This is a genomic window from Streptomyces sp. NBC_01477 (assembly GCF_036227245.1).
Classification (GTDB): domain Bacteria; phylum Actinomycetota; class Actinomycetes; order Streptomycetales; family Streptomycetaceae; genus Actinacidiphila.
The window spans coordinates 1,380,323-1,403,610 of record NZ_CP109445.1; the positions used below are offsets into that span (position 1 = coordinate 1,380,323).

The 23,288-nt window shown below is 70.3% G+C and carries 9 protein-coding genes; 4 read left to right on the forward strand and 5 right to left on the reverse strand.

Going from position 1 to position 23,288, the window contains the following annotated elements; genetic code table 11:
• Nucleotides 1-28: 28 nt before the first annotated feature.
• The 3 genes from OHA86_RS05340 to OHA86_RS05350 are packed head-to-tail and all read left to right on the forward strand — an operon-like array spanning nucleotide 29 to nucleotide 3,191.
• Entirely contained in the window at nucleotides 29-1,699 is a 1,671-nt protein-coding gene (locus OHA86_RS05340) for a replication initiator (protein ID WP_329172932.1), read from the forward strand.
• Nucleotides 1,696-1,884: a helix-turn-helix domain-containing protein gene (locus tag OHA86_RS05345; protein ID WP_329172933.1), complete on the forward strand. Its 189-nt coding sequence runs from the start codon at nucleotides 1,696-1,698 to the stop codon at nucleotides 1,882-1,884. Before OHA86_RS05340 ends, OHA86_RS05345 begins: the two co-directional genes overlap by 4 nt.
• On the forward strand, nucleotides 1,884-3,191 hold the full coding sequence (locus tag OHA86_RS05350; RefSeq protein WP_329172935.1) for a tyrosine-type recombinase/integrase: 1,308 nt from the start codon (nucleotides 1,884-1,886) through the stop codon (nucleotides 3,189-3,191). The genes OHA86_RS05345 and OHA86_RS05350 overlap by 1 nt, the downstream gene beginning before the upstream one ends.
• Before the next feature lie 500 nt (nucleotides 3,192-3,691).
• Here OHA86_RS05350 and OHA86_RS05355 read toward each other — a convergent pair whose 3' ends face one another.
• Together OHA86_RS05355 and OHA86_RS05360 are read right to left on the reverse strand one after the other, a co-directional pair.
• On the reverse strand, nucleotides 3,692-10,624 hold the full coding sequence (locus OHA86_RS05355) for a polymorphic toxin-type HINT domain-containing protein (protein ID WP_329172937.1): 6,933 nt from the start codon (nucleotides 10,622-10,624) through the stop codon (nucleotides 3,692-3,694).
• A 144-nt stretch (nucleotides 10,625-10,768) separates the two neighbouring features.
• On the reverse strand, nucleotides 10,769-14,986 hold the full coding sequence (locus OHA86_RS05360) for a LamG domain-containing protein (protein ID WP_329172939.1): 4,218 nt from the start codon (nucleotides 14,984-14,986) through the stop codon (nucleotides 10,769-10,771).
• 658 nt (nucleotides 14,987-15,644) lie between these two features.
• Here OHA86_RS05360 and OHA86_RS05365 point away from each other — a divergent pair.
• Complete coding sequence (locus OHA86_RS05365; RefSeq protein ID WP_329172941.1) at nucleotides 15,645-16,178, forward strand: hypothetical protein; 534 nt, start codon at nucleotides 15,645-15,647, stop codon at nucleotides 16,176-16,178.
• Between the two features lie 43 nt (nucleotides 16,179-16,221).
• Here the strand turns inward: OHA86_RS05365 and OHA86_RS05370 are convergent, their stop codons facing one another.
• The 3 genes from OHA86_RS05370 to OHA86_RS05380 all read right to left on the reverse strand — a co-directional run bounded on the left by OHA86_RS05370 (nucleotide 16,222) and on the right by OHA86_RS05380 (nucleotide 22,627).
• Nucleotides 16,222-18,144, reverse strand: a complete 1,923-nt coding sequence (locus tag OHA86_RS05370; RefSeq protein ID WP_329172943.1) for a S9 family peptidase — start codon at nucleotides 18,142-18,144, stop codon at nucleotides 16,222-16,224.
• A gap of 120 nt (nucleotides 18,145-18,264) precedes the next feature.
• Complete coding sequence (locus OHA86_RS05375) at nucleotides 18,265-20,049, reverse strand: N-acetylglutaminylglutamine amidotransferase (RefSeq protein WP_329172945.1); 1,785 nt, start codon at nucleotides 20,047-20,049, stop codon at nucleotides 18,265-18,267.
• A gap of 22 nt (nucleotides 20,050-20,071) precedes the next feature.
• Nucleotides 20,072-22,627 carry a glutamate--cysteine ligase gene (locus tag OHA86_RS05380; protein WP_329172946.1) on the reverse strand — a complete coding sequence of 852 codons (2,556 nt, stop codon included), beginning with the start codon at nucleotides 22,625-22,627 and terminating at the stop codon, nucleotides 20,072-20,074.
• Between the last annotated feature and the right edge of the window lie 661 nt (nucleotides 22,628-23,288).

The window sequence follows — 23,288 nt, forward strand, 5'->3', positions numbered from 1 at the left end:
TCCCGACTCCTGCCGGAGGTCTGTCCCCATGCCCGCACAGCTCCAACTCCCCACCCCCGCAACCACCTCCGCTCCCGCTAACCGGGCGTTCGCCCCACAGGCGCTCGCCAGGAGCGCCGACACGTCCGCGAACAGGGACTCGGCGCTGGAACGCCGGGCGCGCCTGACGGCCAGGCTGGCCAAGCTCGCCGCCGCCGGACACCTCGCACCCCTGGCCCGCCAGATCGGCTCACTCGGCGGCTGTGCCCGCCCGATCCGGATGACCGGACACCGCACCCGCCTCGATGCCGCCACCGGCCAGATCCTCGACCACCTCGACACCCGCCACCTACCGGCTGGCGAACTCCTGCTGCGCTGCGGCAACCGCCGCGCCACCCGCTGCCGCTCCTGCTCGCACGTCTACCGGTACGACACCTACCAGCTCATCGCCGCCGGACTGCGAGGCGGCAAGACCGTCCCCACCAGCGTCTCCACCCATCCCCGCGTCTTCGCCACCCTCACCGCCCCCGGCTTCGGCCCCGTCCACAACCAACCCGGCGCGTCCCCGTGCGCGTGCGGCACCCGGCACTCCGACGCCGACCCGCTGCTCGGGACGCCGCTGAACCCGGCACGGTACGACTACACCGGCGCGGTCTTGTGGAACGCCCACGCCCCCGCCCTGTGGGCCCGCTTCACCACCCACCTGCGCCGAGAGATCGCCCACGCCGCCGGACTCACCCAACGCACCCTGCGCCACCACGCGACCCTGTCCTACGCCAAGGTCGCCGAATACCAGAAGCGCGGCCAGATCCACTTCCACACCGTCATCCGCATCGACGGACCCACCGGCCCCCACAGCACTCCGCCCGCCTGGGCCACCACCGGGCTCCTCGACCACGCCGTCCGCGCCGCCGCCAAGCGCACCCGCGTCCAGCACCGACACCCCTCCCGGACTGGGGAGGCCGACCCGGCACAGCCGCCGGAGCCTTCGGTGTTCCGGTTCGGGCGGCAGATCGACGTCCGCGCGATACACAGCACCGACTTCACCGGCGACGCCCCCGTCACCGACCGGCACGTCGCCGCCTACATCGCCAAGTACGCCACCAAGGGCGCCGAGACCACCACCGGCACCCTCGACCGCCGACTGCGCTTCCTGGCCGAACTCGCCCAGCACGACCTCACCGACCACGCCCGCCGCATGATCCACACCGCCTGGCACCTCGGCACCCGGCCCCAGCACGCCCACCTCCGCCTGCGCCAATGGGCCCACATGCTCGGCTTCCGAGGCCACTTCTCCACCCGCACCCGCCACTACTCCACCACCCTCACCCACCTCCGAGCCGAACGCACCACCTGGCGCACCCACCACGACGACGCCCAGCAGCGCTCTGAACAAGTCCAGCCGGTCACTGACCAGCACAGTGACCGCGCTGACCTGACCGCCGGTCACACCGACCCCGCCGCCGGTCACCCCAGCGGCCACCACGCGCAGAGCGGGCGACGCGCTGGCACGGACACCACCCTGGTGATCTCCCACTGGCAGTACACCGGCAGCGGCCTCCTGCCCGAACTCGCCCACCTCGCACAACTCCTGGCCGCCGCACCAAGGCCCCGACCCGAGCAGCCAGCCCGCACTCGACAGGCGCGACGCGCGAGTGACCACGCCGGTCACTCCACCGACCCGCTGACCGCACCCGTCCAGACCGAGGTGACCGGGTGACCGCCGACGCCGAGTTGCTGACCGTCCCCGAGGTCATGGCCCGCCTCAAGATCAGCCGCTCCACCGTCTACGACCTCATCCGCACCCGCCAACTCCCCTCCCTCACCATCGGCCGCGCCCGCCGCATCCCCACCCACGCCCTCACCACCTACATCCACCACCACCTCGAACAGGAAGCCGCCTGATGACCACACCCCGCGACACCCCCGCCTCCCGCCGCACCCGCGCCAACGGCGACGGAACCATCTACCAACGCAAGGACGGCCGATGGGAAGCCGCCGCATACGTCCTCGCCGCCGGCGGCACCCGCAAACGCATCCGCGTCTACGGCACCACCCGCAAGGAAGCCGCCGACAAACTCACCGAAGCTGTGGCCGTGAGCAACCGCGGCCTGCCCACCCGCATCAGTGACACCACCGTGGCCCAGTACCTCACCTACTGGCTCGACACCATCGCCGTCCACCGCCTGCGGGCCACCACCCACGCCCGCTACACCGCCGTCGCCCGCCTCCACCTGCTCCCGGCGCTCGGCCCCAAGAAGCTCCACCGGCTCACCGTCGCCGACGTACGCGGCTGGCTCGACCAGCTCCGCGCCGCCTGCCAGTGCTGCACACACGGCACCGACGCCGCCCGACGCGCCGACCCCAAGCACCCCAACCAGCGGCCCCACTGCTGCGCGATCGGCCAGTGCTGCAGCAAACGCCTCTCCCCACGCACCCTCCAGTACGTCCACGCCGTCCTCAACTCCGCACTCCAGCAAGCCGTCCGAGACGAACGCGTCGAACGCAACGTCGCCCGCCACGTCCAAGTCGGACAGATACGCCACCGACGCTTCGAACCCCTCACCGCCGCCGAAGCCCGCCAGTTCCTGCAGGCAGCGCGAACCGACCGGCTCCACGCCCTGTTCGAACTCGCTCTGCGCACCGGTCTACGGCGCGGCGAACTCCTCGGCCTGACCTGGCACGACCTCGACACCGAAAACCGCACCCTGAACATCCGCCGCACCCTACAGAACGCCCCCAACGGCGGCACCGCCCTCTACCCCACCAAAACCCGCGCCGCCGAACGCCGCATCGCCCTCCCCGCCGCCTGCCTCACCGCCCTCAACCAGCACCGTCAGACACAGGACACCGAACGCCAAACCGCCGGAGACAGGTGGGAAGAGCAAAACCTGGTCTTCACCACGCCCAGCGGCAACCCGCTCGACCCCGGCGGTGTCACCCAGCACTTCCGCACCCTCCTCACTCACGCCGGACTCCGCCGCACCCGCTTCCACGACCTTCGCCACACATGCGCCACCCTGCTCCTCGAACAGGGCGTCGAACTGATCACCATCAAGGAACTCCTCGGCCACGCCCACATCGCCGTCACCGCCGAGGTCTACGCCCACGTCCGACTACGCCTCCAGCATCAGGCCATCGAAGCCCTCGGCCGAGCGCTCAACGACGGCGACGACCCCGCCGACCCGCCCACCGCAACTGTTGTCCGTTGACGTTGCCGTCACCGTTGCCGTCAAAGGACTGCGGGGACCCGCCGGATATCTCCGGCGGGTCCCCTTTCTTCGACGGGCCCTTCGCTTACCGAAAATGCAACCTGGCGATTCTCACACGCTCGGCCGCTTTCCAAAGTAAGGTCTTACCACTCCGACCAACTTGAGCTGGATCGCACGCAGAATCCGAATGCTTGACTCGTTGCTAAATCCCGTAGTCGTCGACCATTCGCATCCCGAACCCGCAAGATCACTGACAAAGACAATCTCTGCAGCCAACAATATGCGCGCCCAATCAACCGGGACTATCGGAAGATCGTTTCCGAGTGCGCTACGCAACCGGCCGCATTGATGGAGAAGATCCTGCACACTTTCGAATCCCATGCCGATAGCGAGCTCATCGCTGCATCGAGCTGGGCCACCCCATTCCAGGAGTGCACGCCGCAGCCAGGAAATCTCATCCACCGTGAGCAAGTCACTCGCCACTGCAGGAATTTCGGGCATCAGTTCAACCCATCCCAGTAATCGTCAATTGTTCCCGGATCCCGACGGAAGATAGTACCGCCATCTGGATGCATCGGGTCGTGAATCACGATCGTGGACCCATCCTTCCCCTGATATGCTCTCCGCCCACCACCCAGCGGCTTAGTACGTGCCGGGTTTTGCATCACGTCCCGCGCGAGGTCTCCAATATCCGCAGGCGAATGTCCCGGAAAGTCGCCAGCGTGCTTGCTTCCCGCATGCCCATTGCCGATGTCCGGAGCATCTTCGATGCGTTCCTCTGGGGTACACCACTCGCCACCTGAATTGTGAACGAGGACCGGCGTGGTTCCGGCGAGTACATAGTACGTGTGGAGTTGGTCGACGGTGAGATTGTACCTGTCAGCTTCACCGGGGACGACTCGTACAGTAGCGACGCGCGCATGGGTGTTGTAGGCGGTTTCGAGTGCATGGCCGGGGGTGAGCCGGGCAGCGGGGACCCAGGCGTGGGTGGTGTCGTCCCAGAAGGGGTGCTCGGTGGTGGTGTGCAGGGTCTGCTGATGGCCGGGAGAGGTCTCCACGACGACGTCAATCAGGTTGTCGTCGTGGTTGATGTGAGTTGCGGTGACAGTTCGGCCGCCTTCATTCCTTCCAGTTTCAGGGTTGGCGGATTCGACTTTGTCGCCGGGCTGAAGCTCATTGATGGGCTTAGCTGCCCCATTGTCGAGGAGAACGGGCGTATCGGAGGAAAAACTGTTTCTTTTCGCGCAAGCGCTGGCTGCACCTGACTCGGCTTCTCCTCTTTCGGCCACTCTCATACCGTTTCCGGCCGCCGCTCTCTCTGCGGTTGACACTTCGGGCCCAGCGGCGGGAAAGAGATATGGAATGCTGTCAAGCGCCTCATCCACGGCGGCTGCGATATAAGGGTGCTCTTCAAACCATTGGGCTGCGGAACTCTCGTGATATTTCGATGTTTCCCAATGTGCCGTCTGGCCGTGCGCTCTCGCCTGGGATGAGGGGACTACGTAGTCGGTGCGGATGTTGCCGCCCGGCGCTGACAGGAAATTGCCCTCGCGCCAGGACCAGCCACCTGAACGGTCGACTTCGAAGCCATAGAACGCGTAGGTGCTCTTCTTGTGTTTCTGATCCAGTGCCCACCGGGCGTTGTCGTTGTCGTTGTCACCGGGGCCGAGGGGACGCAGACCGCTCGAGTCGGAGTACGTCAGGGGGTTGTTGTTGCTGTAGGTGTAGCCGGTGAGGGATTGGGGGTCGGTGGGGGCGAGGAGGGGGTCGACGCTGATGAAGCGGGCGGTGGTGGGGTCGTAGTCGCGGGCTCCGAGGTGGGTGAGTCCGGTGGCGGTGTCTTTGGTGCCGCCGAGGAAGCCCTTGGTGCCGGCCCAGGTGGTGGGGGCGGGGCCGCGGTCCTGGCCGAAAGGGGTTTCGTAGTGCTGGGTGAGGGCGCCGGTGGTGGCGTCGATGTTGGCGGCGGCGGTGCCGTGGGCGTCGGTGACCTGGAAGGTGACCTTGTTGTCGTTGGTGCGGACGGCGACAGCTGAGCCGAGGGGGTAGTAGCGGGTGGCGGTGGCCTTGGGGGCGCCCTTGACGAAGTTCAGCTCGGTGGTGCCGAGGTAGAGGGTGGTGTTCTCGGCGGTGGGGTTGGCGGTGTCGAGGGTGTGCTCGATCAGGCGGTTGCCCGCGGTGTCGTAGACGTAGTCGGTGGTCTTGGCGGTCGTGGTGGTGCCCGCGCCGGACGTGACCTTGACGGTGTCGGTGACGTGGTCGAGAGTGCCCTCGGTGCCCCAGGTCAGCGTCTGGTCGTCGGTCTGGGTGGGGCTGGGCGCCAGGTGCCGTGCGGTGGTGTTGCCCGCCGCGTCGTACGCGTAGGTCTGGTGGACGGGCGTCGCGGTGCCGGTCGTGGTGGTGACGCCTGCGAGGGTGTGCGGGCCGGATCCGGTGGCGGGGTAGGCGTAGGCGCTGGTGGTGTCGCCCGTTGGAAGGTGCTGGACCTCGGTGTCGCGGGTGCCGTCGGTGTTGTAGGTGTAGCTGGTCCAGTACGGTGCCGGGCCGCCGGGCGTCGTACCGGCCGGTGCGGCCGGGCAGGCGGTACCCGGGGTGGTGAAGGCCTCGGTCAGGCGGCCCAGGTGGTCGTACTGGAAGCACTGCTGGTCCCTGCCGGTACGGGAGTTGTCCAGCAGCGAGGTGACGTTCCCGGTCTCGTCGTAGGTGTAGCCGGCGGCGCGGGCCGCGCCGGTGATGTCCTGCTGGTCGGTACGGCTCGCGGACAGGCGCTGGGTGCCCCACTCGTACGCGTTGGTGACCCTGGTGGTCATACCGCCGGCGTTCAGGGTGGACTGCATCGGCTTGTTGGTGATGCTGTACGTCTGGCCGGTGAGGTAGGTGAGCGGGCTGCTGCCGATGGTTGCGGGGCGGTGCAGTGCATCGTAGGTGTAGGCGAGGTTCTCGGCCGGGAGGCTGCCGGCGGCCGGGTAGCCGGTGACTTGGACGGTTCCGTCGAGGTTGTACACGCTGCCCCCGGAGTAGGTTCCGGCCAGGCCTTCTTGCCCGGGAACCGAGGGGACGGTGAGGGTGGATTTCGTGGGCCGGTAGAGGGCGTCGTAGGTGTTGATGACGGTCTTGTACTGGTAGGTGGTGCCGCTGATGGCCGCGTAGCGGGTGGTGGAGCCCACCTGGCCCTTGTAGTTGGTCGGGTCCCAGGTCTGGGAGGTCAGCAGCGGGCCGGTGGCGGGGCCGTCGTGGGTCTCGATCTCGCGGGAGAGGTTGTCGTAGACGTGCGTGACGGTCTTGCTGCGGTTGTCGGTGGTCGAGACCAGCTCGCCGCGGTCGTTGTACTTCCTGGTGCTGCTGCCGCTGTCCGGGTCAACAGCCGCGACCTGCCGCCCGAGCTGGTCGAACGTCCAGGTCCACACGTTGTGGGACGGGTCGGTCAGCCTGGTCATGTTGCCGCCGGGGTCGTACCCGTACGTGGTGGAGTCGGGTGTGCCGGTCGGGGTGGCGGCCTTGTACTGGCGCAGCTCGGTCGTGCGGCCGGTGGCGTCCGTGATCGTCGTCGTGGGGGTGCCGCCCTGGGGCGGGGTGACGGTGGTGCTGGTGCCGTCGTAGGAGGTGAGGGTGGTCGCAAGTGGCGTGCCGACGCCGTTGCCGGCCAGGACCTGGGTCTTCACCGGCCGGCCGAGACCGTCGAACGTCGTGGCGGTCTGGGTCTCTACGCTGGTCGCCTCGTCAACCGTGGACAGCGTCGCCGAGGGCGCCCCGTTGGCGTAGTAGGGGGCGTAGGCAAGGGCGGCCTGGCCGCGCTCGTCGTAGAACGTGTCCGCCAGCAGCCGCCCGCCGTCTTGGGCCGGCTCCTGGGTCTGCCGCACCCGGCCGAACCCGTCGTAGAGGGTGTAGGCGCTGTTCTGGGACTTGTTGTTGTTCAGCGTCTTGGTCTTGATCGACGCGATGGCGTCCGTGGTGTTGGTGTAGACGTACTCCATGCTCGGCGTCGTATTGGATCCCTTGAGGTTGTTCGGCTCCCAGACCGCCAGCACCCGCCCCAGAGCGTCGTACTGGACGTCGGTGCGCTTGGAATTGGTGTCGATGCTGATAGTGGGAAGGCCCCGCAGCAGGTCGATGGAGGTCATGGTGGTCTGCGCGCTGGAGGCAACACCCGCCGTTGCCGGAGGCGTGGTGACGACCGTCAACGTCGGCCTCCCCGTGGCCGGGGTGTAGGCGGTCGTCGTGACGCGGGGGTTGGCCGACGCGGTGGTGACAGGGGCCTTGGTGTCGTCGGTGGGGTCGAACACGCTGGTGGACGCCAGCGCGGTGGCCGTCAACGGCCGCCCGTAGCGGTCGTAGGTGGCGGCGTTGTCGAGGTAGGTGGCGGTGCTGCCGTTGCGGGATTTCAGTGTCTCGGTCAGTGTGGCCAGGCCCCGGGTGGGGGCTTTGCCGTACGCCTGGCCGTCGTAGCGGGTGCGGGTGTCGGAGATGACTGCCGAGGTGCCGTCCGGCTGGGTGTCGCGGTTCGGGTTCGCCGCGCAGGTCCCGGCCACGGTTTCGGCATGGACGGCGCCGGTGAGGATCCAGTTCGCGGTGTTGTCGGCGTAGGTCGTGCGGGTGCACCGGTCGTCGCCGGCCAGGGCCACGTCGCCGAGTGCCTCGGCCTTGATGGGCCGACCGTAGTCGTCGAAGGTGGTGTTACTGCGGGTCTGCGCCCACAGCGATCCAACGCCCTTGTCGAGCGAGGTGAAGCCCCGGGCCGCTGCGGTGCCGGTGAGGTTCGCGGTGGTGGTGCCCCAGTCGCGGACCCGCCGGGCCGTCTCCTTCTTCCAGGGAGTGCTGACCGCTTTGACGAGGATCTTTCCTGCGGGAGCGTCGTAGGTTTCGGTGCGGTATTCGTAGCCGGCCCACGCGTCGTCGTCGGTGAGGGTGGTGCCTTCCCCGTCCGGCACGGTGACGGTGCGTTTCTGGGTCGCGTCTGCCGGGTCGGAGCGGTCCCCGTCCATGCCGCGCAGGTAGTAGTGGTCGGCCTGGGTGGACATCCCCGACGTCCCGCCGGTCTGCACCCGCACGTGGGCGTGGCCGCGCCACTGCGACCAGGTCTTGAGCTTCTCCTTGGTGATGCCCTCGTCATCGTCGTACGCCCACGCGCCGGCGTCGAGGTAGCTGTACTTGGTGACCATGTCCGGGGCGCCGCCGGTGCGGTCGGTACCGATGACGGACTGCACGACGTACTTGTTGAACCACTCCGTCGTCACAGGCACGTCATTGGAGGGCTGGTACTTCTGCGGGAAGCAGTGCGTGGTGTTGGTCTGCGGGGTCGGCAGATGGTCCGCGTCGCAAGCGGCCTGAGAGTAGTTGACGTCGGTCTGCCCGCCGACCTCGTCGTGGATGGTGCTCAGCCGCTGCTTGTAGAAGGGGGAGCGCCCGTCTCCGGTCCTGTCCAGCCGCCCGATCCGCGAGACGTAACTCAGCGCCGTGGGCGGCAGGGCGACCGGCGTCGTGGCGGCCAGCCCGGTGTGGGTGATGGAATCCAGCAGCAGCTGGTAGTCGGTATCCGCGGTGCCCCACTCGTGGTGCAGGTCCCAGGCGTCGATCGGCTTGTAGCTGCCGTCGGTCTGCAACGTGGAGGTGGTGACATTCGTCAGCCGGGTCCTGGTGAAGAACGCGGGCGAGTACCGGCCGGCGTCGCATGTCGTGCCGGCCTTGCAGTTCAGGTCCCACGGGGTGTCGTACCAATACTGCCGGTTGGTGTCGATGCTTGCCGGATCACAGAGCGACGCCGTGGTCTCCAGGCAGCGTTCGGCGGTACCGAAGTCGACGCGGGCCATCGGCTTGACCGTGGTGGAGTAGATGTCACCCTGCTGCTGTCCGTACTCGATGCGGCGCAGGGTGGCGGCCCGCACGTAGGGGGTGTCGTCCGTGGACTTCAGGTTCCGGCCGTAGGAGTTGGTCTCCGGGGTGTACCAGTACGTGATGTCGTCGCCGTTGGTGTCGATGACCAGGTCGAGATTCCACCGCCAGCCCTGCTGGCACCACGAGTCCGCGAACGCAGCCGCGTGGCACGGCTCGTCCGCGTCATCGCCGAACACGGGGACCGTCTCCACCGATTTGGTCTCGGCGTTGCCGGACGCCCAGTTGGGCAGGCGGTTGTACCCGAAGTAGTACTGCGTGCCGTTGGTGGTGATCGCTTCGAAGTACTCGCCGTTGTTGTCGCCGTTGCCGCGGGCGGTGTCCCGCAGTCGCAGCACCTTCGTACCGTCGTCGCCCTTGATCCGCCACTCGTCCGCGCTCACCGGGATCAGCTCACCGGAATGGCCGCTGAAGCTGATGGTGGCGTTGTCGTAGGCCCAGCACAGATCGCCCGGCTCGACATCGTTCGTCTTGACCCCGTCGTCGCCGCACGGCTTGTAGGAGCGCTCCACGAAGCCGGGGTCGATGTCGAAGCCGTCACCGGCCCACGAACCCTGGTTGTTCGCGTTCGCCGTCCGGCCGTCGATGGACCCCGACGAATATGACAGGCCCACCTTCGGCGCGAGGCCGCCCGGCACCGCCGGTGTCGGCATGTCGTAATTCCAGTCGAACGTCCCGCTGTTCAGACCGGTGCTCCAGGTCGACGCGGCAGACAGCGGAGTCGCCCTGTAGTCGCCCGATGGACCGGATGCCCCGGCGAGGGCTGCCAGTACGGTCAGCGCGCCGGTCGCCGGACCGCCCGGAACTGCCAGCGGAGTCTGGACCACCGAGCCCGGCGCCGCGGGAAGCGCGACCGCGTCCGCGGTCACCGTCTGCCGCTCGCTGTCATTGCTGCCCGCAAGCGGGGTGACCGTGCGGCACTCAGCCTTCTGCGGCGTGGTCAGCACACACGCGGGGAGTTGCACCAGGTGCAGCCGCTCGCCGTAACCGGAACCCGCCGCACCGGCGAACGCGCTGTAGTCCACACTGACCTTCGCCCGGCCGACCTGCGCGCCACTGCCTGCAACGGTCAGCAGGACACCGTCCATCCCGGCCTTCACCGCCGACGCATGGTCCAGGAGCCGGACCGTCGCCCTCTGCGGAGCCGCCGGTGACGCGGTCGCGGCCCGGGACGTACCCGCGGCCGGCAGGGCGGCCAGCGACACCGGCAAGGAACCGGCCTTCACGGGAGACCCGGCAGCCGCGGCCGCCTTCGCTGTCGTCGTCACCGGCGCGGTCAGCGACACCGACGCGGTCCCGGCCGCCGGCCAGGCCCTCTTCGGTGTCTGCGGACGGGACACCGTCCGATCCGCCGCCTGCGGCTTGACCTTGGCGTTGCTGACCTTGACCGGCTTTTCGAGCGAGGGCGCCGCAGGCCAGTTGGAATCCGCCGACGCCTGTGTGAGGGCGCTTGGCAGAGCCTGCAGCATAGTGGCGATCAGGGCGGCGGACATGAAGGCGGCGATCCGCCGGGGCGTGCGGCGCCACAGCGCCGGGGTGATGCGCATCGTGAGGATCTCCCTGCTCTGGCCGGGGGAACTGGACGGAGCTGGTCGTGCCGGCGTTAGGCCGGGCGTGAGTCACTGGGAACAGCTACGGGCGATGTCCTGCGCCGGCACCCTGGCGTGGGCGGGAGCCGGCGCCCCTGCTGCTTAGGGACCGATGGCGCTGTCGAGTTCTCCGGGGTAGTTCAGCGAGATGATCTGCGCGGGAGTCAGCACGCCCTGATAGGCCCAGACGTCGTCGATCTGCCCGGACAGCGGCTGGCCCCAGGCCCCGTTCGTCAGCATGCGGCCGAACTGCAGGCCCTTCGTGGACTCAAACGGCTGGTTCGCCCCGGTGTACGAGACATCTTGCGTACACGTGCCTGAGGTGTTCTCGTCGTCGCACACGTCCTCTTCCAGTTGGCCGTTCACATACAGCGCGATCTGGTGGGAGAACGCGTCGTAGGTCACCGCCAGGTGGGTCCAGGCGCCGGCGACGCCAACGACCGACTGGCGGACCGTCGTGTGCACGCGAGGCGTTCCTCCCGTGACTGACTCTGCCTGCCACTCGCCCTCGACCTTGTCAAGGAAGGGGATGTCCGGATTGGTCGGATCGTGATCGGTGTGCAGGTAGTGCCACCTCAGCGATACCGCATCGTCCGTACCGTCGCCGATCGACAGGACCGCGGCGTCCGCTTCGGGGTTGGAAGCGAACTGCACCCACCCGGCGACGGTGAAGCTCTCGCCGGTGTGGAGGGGAGCTCCGCTGGTCGCCGCGTACGCGGTGTGGCCGTCCAGGCTGAGTGCTCCCGTGCCGAGGTTGGCGTCGCCGGAGATCGCCGCAGGTCCGTACAGCGTCGCCGGGTGGGAGTTCAGGTCGTCCGGGGAGAGCGGCGGTGTTGCCGTCGTTGCTTCGTTGAACTTCCACCGTCCGGCCAGTTGGGGGCGCTGCTGGATCATCGTCTGGACCTCGGGGGAGGTCACGACGCGGTCGAAGACGCGGACGTCGTCGATGTCGCCGCCGAAGAATTCGTCGTTGGCACCTTCCCGGTTGACCGCACCGATCTGCATCCCGCCGGGTGTCGGCCACGGCGTGGTCTGGGTGTAGGCGACGGTACTGACGAGGTAGCCGTTGACGAACAGCTGGTTCTGGTGCGCGATCTGGTCGGAGACGCCCACCAGGTGGGTCCACTCGCCGGTGGTCGGGCCGATGCAGGGCACCCCGTTGATGGAGTTGCCGACGGTGCAGGCAGGCTGGTTGGCGCTGACGAGGGTCGCAGCAGCTGTGTCGGCCTGGTAGCGGCCGAACACCCACGTCTTCGCGTAAGCGGAGTAGTAGAGCGAGAACTCGTTGTTGTGCACGCCGTTCTGCGTCACCGCCATCCGCGCCTTGGTCTCCCCCACGCCCGGCGCGGGGAGCCGCACCCACGCCGACACCGTGAAGCTGCGGGTGCCGTCCGCCTGCGGCCGGGCGGTGCGGGCGTAGCCGTTGGCGCCGAAGCGTGCGGCGGTGCCTGCGGCTCCGGCCACGCCGGTGGTCACGGTGCCGTTGACTGCCGCGTCAGCCGCCTCTCCGATGCCGGTCCTGGTGGTGCCGGTCTCCTCCAGGGTCCACACCGCCTTCGCCGGAAGGCCGGTCGTCACCGGCGTGCCGGCAGCGACGTTCGCCGCCTCGGACGCGGTCAGCGCGCGGTTCCAGACGCGGATGTCGTCAAGGGAGCCCTTCCACGGGTCGGTGTAGGCGCCGGGTGACAGGAACCGGCCGAACTGGAGCGCGCCCGTGGCCATCGGTGTCGCGGGCGCGGCAACCGCCGTCGAGGGAGTCCCGTTGACGTAGATCGTCTGGGTGTGTGCCGCCTGGTTGTAGACCCCCGTCAGATGCGTCCACGTCCCCGCGGCGACCGGCTGGGCGGACACGGCGGACTGCCAGGCGTATCCGGTCGCATCCTTCGAGGCGGTCTTGAACGTCCACTGCCCGCCGTACAGCCCCAGGCTGAATCCGCCGACGTACGAGCCGTCCTGGCTGACCGCGGCCCGCCCGATGGTGGTGTCGGTGAGATTCACCCACGCCGACACCGTGAAACTGCCCGAGGTGTCCAGCACCGCACCCGCTGTCGAAGCGTAGTCCGCCGGCGTCCCGTCCGAGGCAACACCGCCAGGCAGCGACAGCGCGTTGCCCGTGTGACCGGCCGCGCTACCGGCCGCGCCGGCGATCGTGGCCCGGAACTGCCCTCCGGCCCCGGCCAGACTCCCCGCCCCGGCGGCATCGTCCATCGCCCAGCCCCCGTACTGCGGATGACCGGTGGAGACGTTGAAGTAGTACGTGGTCGGGGACGAGGCGTTGCCCGCCGCGTCCAGCGCCTGCACCGAGAAGTAGTGCAGACCCTCCGACTGCTGCAGCAACCGCACCGACGCGGCAGCGCCACCCGTGGTGGCGATCGCACGCGTTGGTGACGGCGCGGCGTCCAGCCCGTACTGGTACTTCACCGCGTCGGTCGACGTGGTGCTGAAGCTGAACGTGCCGTACCGGCCCACCCCGTCCGTCGACGGCAGCGTGTCCGTCAGATCGGAGGAGCCGGGGAACGACATGGACGTCACATCCGGTCCCGCCGGGATCGAGGTGTCGATCTTGACATAGCAGTCCGTCTGCGGATCGCCCGCGGAGCTCCACGGACCCCACTCGGCACCGTCCCAGGCGCGCGCCTCCCACCCCAGGGACTTGCCGGTGTCGACAGGGATCGGGGACGGCAGAGTGAACGTGAACGGTGACCCGGATGCCTTGAACGTGCTCGCGGCCGGCACGGTGGCCTCGGCCCCGGTCGACCACCAGCGGCGCCTGAGACCGTCACCGGCGTCCCACGCGACGGCGAACTGCACACCGAGGCGGTCACCGTCCGGGTCGTAGACCTTGGCCGTCACCTGCGGTCGCTTGTTCACCGGGATCGGCGACGTCTGGCATGCCGAACCCGGCGACATGGTCAGGTCCTTCATCAGCGGCTGCTTCGGGGGCAGGTTGTACTGGACCCGCAGGCTCGCGGCGTCGGTGAACCGCTTCCACCCGTACGCGTCCGTCTCGTCCGCCGCCTTCAACCCCAGCGTGAGATCGGTCCAGTTGCCGTCGGCCGCGTGCTGCACCTCCGTCCGCAGCGTCGACGAGGTCGTACCGCCGAACTCCAGATCTCCCTCCGGGCACTCGCTCCGCCCCTTCGCGTCGGTGACCGTCTGAAGGTTCTGCTGCCAGAACGCAGACGTACCGGATGTCGAACTGGCGCTGTTCCACGTGGTGCCCGAACTGATGCGCTTCGTCACCCACAACTGCACGGGCTTCTTCGTACAGCTGTACGCGAACGACTCCCGCACGTCGAACTCCGCGGACAGGATGTGCTTGCCGTTGAACGCCTGACCGTGCACCGGCAGCGAGTACAGCACCCGCTTCACATCCTGCGCGGAGCACGTCGGCGACACGCAGTAACCCGTACCGAAGTCCGCGACGTAGGAGCTGTTGTAACTGAACTTCCAGTACGCCTGCGAGGGATTCGCCCGCGAGATACCCGTCCAGCCGCCCGCGTGCGGCGTCGTCATCCCCGGATCGATCATCACCGGGTACACCGTGCCCGGCGCGCTCAGCAGACCCTGATCCGGCGTGAGGGTCATCGACGTCTGGTCATCGGCGATCTGCACATCCACAACCGCGGCATGTCCCCCACCTGCGGCCGGCGGCTCGTCATCCGCCGCGGCGGTTCCGCCCGCGCGGGACGGGGCCGGACCTGCGGCATGAGAAGGAGTGCCCGGACCGTCCTGCGCGGCTGCGGACGAGTCGAACATCATCGGCTGCCGCGCCGCGAAAACCGTCCCGCCACCGGCGGTGTCCACCGCCGACAGCGACCCGTCCGTGTTCTGGCGCATCGTCAGACCAGCGCTCGACATACCGAGCTCGAGCCGTTCCAGCGCGGGATTCGTCGCCGCCTCGGCCGTCTTGACGACCACCAACTGGGTAAAACCGTCGGCCGTCGCCGTCATCCGCAGATCGACGTCCGGCAGGATGTCGCGGTACTCCGCCGTAGCCCCGTTGACGACCGGTGCCGGGAGCGGATCGGGCCACGACAGCGCCAGTTGCTTGCCCGCGCTCGACATCCGCACCAGCGGCTGCGAACCGCCACCGGAGAACTCCAGGCCCGGCAGCACTGCCTTGGGTGCGACCCCGCCATCCGGTGCGGCCTGCAACGACGTGTCGATCGCCGCCCACTTCCCGGTCTTACGGGCACGCACCGGGTGCGCGTGGATCGTCGCCACCAGCGTCCCGTCCGGCTGCGCCGACACATCCGTGTTCTCATCCGTCAGCGCGGGCACCGGCACGGCTTCGCCCGACTTGCGTGCGGCAGCCACCGCCAGCGACTCCGGCGAGTCCGCCTGCGCCGCTGCGCCCGCGGTCGCCCCGTCTGAGGCAACGCCACCGACCGGAACCGGCTCATCCGCCGTCGCGACGCCCCCCGCGGACAGCGCCGCCCCCGCGAGCACCGCGAGTACCCCCACCTGAGCTGCGGCTCCACGCCATCGCGGTCTGCGCGCACCACGACCGGCCCTTGCCTGCACCATCAACAGCCCCCCACAGACCGCTCACACGAACCACACAAGAGAACGGATCCAACACGCCGGAACACACTGCGTCAACGGTTCGGCCCACACAGCGCGCGCACCCAGAGTGAACGGAACCCACACCTCCGTGCATGCTAAATCTCACACTCCCGAGGAGCAGACCGGTAAAGCCATCCATTTCGGGCATCGATTCATCCGCCTTTGTGGTTTATGCGCATACGCGACAACAAAAGGGGAGGTCAAGCGGTTTGGCTGTCACCCGGGCCAGAATTTACCCATCCTTGAATAAGTGACGCCAAGTCACTCAGCAGTCTGTCCAGGGAAATTGGGCACGGCCCGCACGGCATGACCGGTCACCGACCCGCGTCGCAGAGGTCGTCGTCGGTCAACTCGACGGAGAGGTCGTATGCTCCGGCAGCACGGCAGATCGAAGTCAACAGGGGCCACCGTGAGCCGACCGCTGCTGTTCCTGGACCTTGACGGCCCGCTGAATCCCTACGCGGCGCAGCACGAGAGACGGCCTGCGGGTTACACCACGATCCGCGTACCCCGGGAGAGCGGCGCCGGCCCGGAGCCCGTGACACTACGCTCTCGCACGAGATCGCTGCGCGTATGGCTCAACCCCGACCACGGCACGGCACTCCTGGCACTCCCCTACGATCTGTGCTGGGCCACCACCTGGATGGACGACGCGAACAAGTGGATCGGCCCCGTACTCGGCCTGCCCGCACTCCCGTTCGTCGACTTCGGCGACGCCCTCCTGCGCGAACGCCCCGACACGGTCCACTGGAAGGCCGACCCGCTCCTCGCCTACGCCGACGGCCGCCCCTTCGCCTGGGCGGACGACGAGCAGAGCGAGGCCGACCACACCCACGTCACCGCCCCTGCCCTCCTCCACCACACCAACCCGCGCATCGGCATGCGGGACGACGACTTCACCGCACTCGCCGGCTTCGCAGCCTCCCTCACCAGACCCACCTGATGCCGCCCGGCCCGCACGCCGGGTAGGCCGGGCGGTCAGGAGGTCAGGAGGTCCAGTGGGTGAGCCAGTCGCCCGCGGCGGCGTAGAGGCGGTCGCGGTTGGCGCGGCGGGCCAGGTCGTGGCCCTCGTCGGGGAAGAGCAGCAGTTCGGCGGTGGCGCCGAGCCGGCGGGCCGCATGGACGAACCGCTCGGACTCGCCGGGCGGCACATTCGTGTCGAGCGCTCCGTGCACGGCGAGCAGCGGGGAGCGCAGGGCCTCGATGTGGGTCATCGGCGAGAGCAGGGCCAGCAGGGCGTGGTCGTGCACCGGGTGGCCGTACTTCACGGCCGCCGACTCGGCATTCCACGGCTCGGTGTCCGAGAAGAAGGTGGCGAAGTCCGAGATGCCGCTGACCGCGACGCCGGCCCGGAAGAGGTCGGGGTGGCGCACCAGGACCGACATCACGAGATAGCCGCCGTAGGAACGGCCCATCACGGCCAACCGGTCCGGGTCGGCGAGCCCGGCAGCGACCAGGTGGTTCGCGCAGTCGGCCACGTCGTCGATCGCCGCGAAGCGGCCCGCGCCGAGGTCGGCGGCCAGGAAGGCGCGCCCGTGGCCCGAGGAGCCGCGTACGTCGGGGGCGAAGACATGCAGGCCGCGGGCGAGGAGCGCTTGGTACAACGGGTCGAGTACCGGCCGCTCCTGGCTCTCCGGGCCGCCATGCAGATGCACCACGCACGGGCCGGCGGCCGGGACGCCCGGCGCCCGGTGGAACCAGCCGGACAGCGGCAGGCCGTCCCGCGCGGTCAGCTCCAGCGCGAGCGGCGGTTCCGGCGCCGGACAGCCGGGCGCCGCGGACGGGCCGTGCCAGGTCCACGCGGTACGCACCGGATCGGCGTCCGAGGCGGCGGCCCACACGCCGGGCGGCCGGACCGACGCCGACAGGGACAGCAGCAGTCCGCCGGCCGCGTCGGGCTCGGCGCGCGTGACGACCTCGTGCGGCAGCCGGACCTCACGTGCCGCGCCCAGGGTGCCGTCCGCTCCCAGCGCGACGGTCTGGAGGAGGCTGCGTCCGCCGCGGTTCCACACCAGCGCGGCCCGCTCGCCCGCCCGGTCGGCACTGAACAGCTCCAGTTCGGCGTCGGTGCGGGCGGCGGCCTCGACGGTCCGGCCGGGGGCGCCGTCAGCGGTCAGTTCGACGGCGAGCAGCGCGGCGTACTCGCGGTCCTCGTCGCTGCGCAGCCACAGGGTCCTGGCGTCGGCGGAGAAGCGGCCCACGCGCGGGTCGCCGTCGGCGGCGGGCAGCAGGCAGGTCTCCCGGCCCGTGGAGGTGTCCAGCACGACCGCCTCCCGGTGGCCGCGCGGCCCGCGCCGCAGCAGGATCCAGCGGCCGTCGCGGGAGATGTCGCACACCCGCAGCGTCGCGGAACCGGTCTCGGCGGCCACCCGGCGGGGGGCGCTCCGGCCCTCCGGGTCGACCAGCGAGGCGATCAGCAGGCCCTGTTCAGCCGTCGCGGCCCGGGCCGTGGCGGTGTGCGCGTCCGCGGGCCCTGGAGCGGGCGCGTCGCCGTCGGCGGCGACGGCCTCGGTGACCGCGAGAGCGCCGTCGGGCGACCAGCAGCCGAAGGAGGCGGCGGCGAGCGATCCGGCGCCGGCCAGGACGCGGTGGCCGGAACCGTCCGGGCGTACGCAGCGCACCACGTGGTGCTCGCCGCCGCCGGGCGCCGAGGTGTACGCGATCCACCGGCCGTCGGGCGACCAGCTCACGTCGGTCACCGGGTCGGCGCGGTCGTCGAGCAGCCGGGGCTCCGCGTCGTCCTGCGCGGCCAGCCACAGCTGCGGTGTGCCGCCCCGGTCGCACACGAAGGCGGCGAATCCACCGGTCGGATCGGGGGACGCCGGCCCGCAACGGTGCGGCGGGGTGGCGGTCCCGCCGTGCGGGGAGGTGTCCGCCGGCGCGGAGCCGGTGTGCGTGGTCGTGCTCATTCCACTCCGTTGGTCAGTGCGCTGCGTTGACGGGTACGCCGCGTCGGCCGGCGCACGACGCGACGCTACCGCCGGTCGCCGGCCGGGTGCTGCGGCCCGCGGGCGCTTACGGCCCGCCGGTCACGTGACTCCCTGGGCCTGCAGCCAGATCTCCAGCAGCGCCGCCTGCCACAGCGCGTTCGCGCCCAGCGTCGTACGGTGCTGTTCCGGCGCGCTCAGCAGCTCGCGGAGGTAGTCGTCCCGGAAGATCCCGCGGGCTCGCGCCTCGGGGGCTTCGAGCGCGTCGCGTACGCGTCGCAGTACGGGTCCTGCCATGTGGCGGATGGCCGGGACGGGGAAGTAGCCCTTGGGCCGGTCGGTGATCTCGGCGGGCAGCAGCGTACGGCCCGCTGCCTTGAGGACGCCCTTGCCGCCCTCGGCGAGTTTCAGCTCGGGCGGGCACGCCGCGGCCAGTTCGACGAGTTCGTGGTCGAGGAAGGGCACCCGGGCCTCCAGGCCCCAGTCCATGGTCATGTTGTCCACCCGCTTGACCGGGTCGTCCACCAGCATGATCTGGCTGTCCAGCCGCAGCACGGCGTCCAGCGCGGTGTCGGCGCCGGGGCGGCCGAGGTGGTCGCGCACGAAGTCGCCGGAGGCGTCGCCCGGCAGCGGCACCGCGGGGTCCACCATCCGGGTCAGCTCGCCGTGCGGGCGGTCGACGAACACCCGGCCGTACGCGGCGGCGGCCTCGCCCCGCGCGATCCCGGCCATCGGCGGGTACCAGTCGTAGCCGGCGAAGATCTCGTCGGCGCCCTGGCCGCTCTGCACGACCTTCACATGGCGGGAGACCTCCCGGCCGAGCAGGTGGAAGGCGACCACGTCATGGCTGACCATGGGCTCGCTCATCGCGACGATGGCGTCGTCCAGCGCTTCCGGCAGCTCCCGCGACGCGATCGAGATGCGGTGGTGATCGGTGGAGTAGCGCTTGGCGACGAGGTCGGACCAGGTGAACTCGTCCCCGGACTCGCCGCCCTCGCTGTCGAAGCCGATGCTGAAGGTCGACAGGCCGGTCGCGCCGGCCTCGGCCAGCAGCGCCACCACCAGGCTGGAGTCGAGGCCGCCGGACAGCAGCACCCCGACCGGCACGTCGGCGACGGTACGGCGGCGTACCGCGGTGCGCAGCGCGTCCAGCACGGCGTCCCGCCAGTCCCGGGCGTCCATGCCCGCGTGCTCGGGCAGCCGGGCGTACGGCGGGTTCCAGTACAGGTGGTCGGTCTCGGTGCCGTCGGACTCGATCACCCGGACGGTGGCGGGCGGCAGCTTGCGCACCCCCGCCAGAATGGTGCGCGGGGCGGGCACGACGGAGTGGAAGCTGAGGTAGTGGTGCAGCGCCACCGGGTCGAGCGCGGTGTCGACGTCACCCGCGGCGAGCAGCGCGGGCAGGGACGAGGCGAAGCGCAGCCGGCCAGGACGGGCGGCGAGGTAGAGCGGTTTGATGCCGAGCCGGTCGCGGCCCAGGACCACGCGTCCCGAGAGGTGTTCGGCGACGGCGAAGGCGAACATCCCGGCGAAGTGGTCGACGCACCGCCTTCCCCACTGGCGGTAGGCGCGCAGGAGCACCTCGGTGTCCGAGGTGGAGTGGAAGCGGTGTCCCAACCCCTCCAGTTCTGCGCGCAGTTCACGGTGGTTGTACAGGCAGCCGTTGAACACGACGGTCAGTCCGCCGTCCGGATCGGTCATCGGCTGGTCGCCGCGTTCCGACAGGTCGATGATCTTCAGCCGGCGGTGGCCGAGCGCGACGGCGCCGTGCGACCACAGGCCCCGCCCGTCGGGGCCGCGCGCCGCCAGGCGGTCCGTCATCCGCTCGACGGCCGCGAGGTCGGGGAATGTCCCGTCGAACCTGATCTCGCCGCTCAGCCCGCACATACGTACCTCCGGTCCGGGCGGCTCATGACGTGCCGCGCAGTATCCACGTGTCCTTGGCGCCGCCGCCCCGTGAGGAGTTGACGACCAGCGAGCCGCCCGCCGCGACTCGGGTCATCGCCGACGGGAGCACCGTGGTGGTCAGCCCCACGGCGCCGAGACCGTCTCCTTCCCGCTCCGCGCAGACGAACACCCGCAGGTCCACGACCCGCGGTTCCAGGCGTTCCCCGTCGAAGGTGGGGTGGCTGGTGAGCTGCACCACGTCCTGCGCCACCCACGCCTGCGGGGAGACCAGCAACTCCGCGCGCAGCCGGGCGAGTTCCTCGGGCGAGGCGTGCGGTCCTATGACGACCCCGGCGCCGCCCTGGCCGCCCACCGGTTTGACGACCAGGTCGGGGAGCCGGTCCAGGACCTCGTCCAGGACGCCGGGTTCGCCCGGCAGCAGTGTCGGCACCTGGCGCAGCAGCGGTTCCTCGGCCAGGTAGTAGCGGATCAGCCGCGGCACCATGGCGTACAGCGCCTTGTCGTCCGCGATGCCGTTGCCCACGGCGTTGGCGAAGGTGACCCGCCCTGCCCCGGCCACCGCGAGGAGGGCCGGCCACAGGGGTGCGCCGTCCGCCCCGTCGGCCTTGGCCAGGTCGTCCTCGTCGATCCGCCGGTAGACGACGTCGAACGGCCGGTCGTCGAAGGGGGCCCCGTCGGGTTCCGTACGGCTGCCGCGCACCGCGTGCACCCGGCCCTCGCGGATCACGAGGTCGCCGGTGGTGTGCAGCGCGCAGCCCATCTCCTCGGCGAGGGTGCGGTGTTCGTACCAGGCCGAGTTCTCGGGGCCGTCGCTGAGCAGCATCAGCCGCGGGTCGGGTCCGGGCGCCGCCGCGCGCAGGGCGCGGGCGAGTGTGGCGGGGACGTCGTCGACGCCCAGGACGTGCGGGCCGGGGACGACGGGTCCGAGGCGCCGCGCCGCGTTCGCGTAGGCGATGCCGGACGGCACGCGGAGGTTGTCCTCCAGCACCAGCCAGCCGCGGACGGCGTCCCGCACCAGGTCGATGCCCGCGATGTTGACGTGGACGGTGCCGGGGCGCACGGGAGCGCCGGCCGCCCGCCGTTCCGGCAGGAAGCGTGGCGCGATCACCTCGTCGCGCAGGACGGCCTGCTCGCCGTAGGCGTCGTGCAGGAAGGCCTCCAAAGCGCGGACCCGCTGGCCGAGGCCGGCTCGCAGGGTGGTCCAGTCGTCGGCCTCGATCAGCCGGGGGACACTGTCGTAGGGGAAGACGCGGTGCGTGTCGTCGTGGTCGGCGCGGAAGCGCACGCCGAGGGCTTCCTGGCGTTCCCGCCGGTCGCGGGCGGCGCGTTGCAGGCCGGGGACGCCCGCGCGGTCCAGCTCGGCCAGCACCGGGCGGTACAGCGGCCGTACTTCGCCGGTGACGTCGACCATCTCGTCGTGGTCGGCGCGGTAGCCGAGCAGCAGGCCGCCGTGGTGCGGCGGGTGGTCGAGTTCGCGCGAGCCGGCGGTGCGGGCCACGAGCATGCCGACCGCCGCCGGCAGGCCGTCGGCGTCGGCCACCCGCCGGATGTGGTGGGCGGCGCTGCCCAGGCCCAGTGCCTCTTCGGTCAGTTCGACCACGTCCGACCAGTCGCCGAGGCGTTCGAGCACCGGGCGCAGCCGGGTCACCAGTGCCCGCACTACGCGCGGCGCCGGGCGGGGCAGACCGTCGGCGGGATGGACGAGGTCGCCTTCGAGCCCCGACCGCGCGGCCCGCCAGGTCGCCGCCCGCAGCCACGTCGTGCGCTCGCCGTCACCGCGGCGGCCCGCCGCGACGGCCTCGCACGCCTCCACCACCAGGGCACGGTAGAGGCCCGCGATCATCACGGCGGTCTCCGCCCGGGGGACGGCGTCGCAGATGCGGAGTTCGAGGGTCTGCAGATGCGTCGAGGGCCGGACGTCGTAGTAGACCATCCCCGCGTCGCTGATCACGCCCGACCTGACCAGGTCCGCGATAGCCCCGTCGTAGTGCGCGGCGGAGCGGAAGTGCCCGGCGGGGCCGGTGGTGGGCCAGCGCTGCCACAGCAGGGTGCGCCAGCTGGCGTATCCGGTGTCCGAGCCGAGCCAGAACGGAGAGCTGGCCGACAGCGCCAGCAGCGTGGGCAGCCACGGGGACAGCAGGCTCATCGCCATGATGCCGGTGTCCCGGTCGGGTACGTCCACGTGCACCTGGAGTCCGCAGATGAGCTGTTCCTCGGCGACGACCCGGTAGTTCTCGGTCATCCGCCGGTAGCGCGGGTCTGCGGTCGCCTCAATGGTGCCCAGCCGGGCGAGCGGCGCGGTGCCGGCGGCCACGATGCCGAGGCCGAGCGGCTCGGCGGCGGCGCGCAGCGCACGGCGGGAGGCCCTGACGTCCTCCAGCAGGTCCGCGAGCGAGCGGTGCGGCTTGCTGTTGGCCTCGACGATGGACTGCTGCAACTCGGTGGTGAACCCCCGCTCCGGCAGCCGGTCGAGGACCTCGCGGGCTCTGGGGACCAGCGCTCCCGACTCCAGGTCCACCACGTGGAACTCTTCCTCGACTCCGACCAGTTCGGCCATGCCGTCTCCTCTTTCACGTCACGTCCGCGCACGGGATCCACAGACGCGGGAACACCTGGGATCACCGCAGGACCGCACTGCCGTGTGCGTCTTCTGCCCGCGTATCGGGCCTGCAAGAGAGGTCGTAAACCGCACTCGGTCCCCGGAGATGACCACCCGGGGGCTGTCGCCGCGCCGTTGCGGTGGGGGTCGAGTGCGCGGACGCCGCCGAAGGCTGCGGCGGAGCGCCTGTCCTGCCCGTGCGCACGCGGGACGGTCCGACGCCACGCGTCGAGCCGAGTGTCCGCCCTGCGGGCAGGCGCTGTCCCAGCAGTGTCGTGCCCCGCACGCCCCGTGGCAAGCCACCCCCGGCACCGGCCCGCGCCCGGCGGCTCAGGACGCGGGCCGCGTCATCGCTCGCGCCGGCCCCTGGTGGCCCGATCCTGGCGCAACCTGTCTCCCGGGCCAGTACCCCGTGGGCCGCCGCCCGTTCAGGGTGGTTCCGCGGTGTCGGAACGACGTCTCGGGGGCGGTCGAGGCCGTGGGTCTCGGCGTGACGCTGTTCCGGCCGGGCGACGAGGTGTACCGTCCTGCCGCTGGAGCAGGCGGCCGGGGCGCACCGGCGCGGCGCGGCCGGGCGTACCACCGGCACGATCGTCCTCACCGTCGCTCACCGACCCGC

What these genes read in the sequence shown, in the direction of transcription:
- OHA86_RS05340 (WP_329172932.1), top strand. Translation starts at nt 29, where the DNA reads ATGCCCGCACAGCTCCAACTCCCCACCCCCGCAACCACCTCCGCTCCC.
- OHA86_RS05350 (WP_329172935.1), top strand. Translation starts at nt 1,884, where the DNA reads ATGACCACACCCCGCGACACCCCCGCCTCCCGCCGCACCCGCGCCAAC.
- OHA86_RS05355 (WP_329172937.1), bottom strand. Translation starts at nt 10,624, where the DNA reads ATGCGCATCACCCCGGCGCTGTGGCGCCGCACGCCCCGGCGGATCGCC.
- OHA86_RS05370 (WP_329172943.1), bottom strand. Translation starts at nt 18,144, where the DNA reads ATGAGCACGACCACGCACACCGGCTCCGCGCCGGCGGACACCTCCCCG.
- OHA86_RS05375 (WP_329172945.1), bottom strand. Translation starts at nt 20,049, where the DNA reads ATGTGCGGGCTGAGCGGCGAGATCAGGTTCGACGGGACATTCCCCGAC.
- OHA86_RS05380 (WP_329172946.1), bottom strand. Translation starts at nt 22,627, where the DNA reads ATGGCCGAACTGGTCGGAGTCGAGGAAGAGTTCCACGTGGTGGACCTG.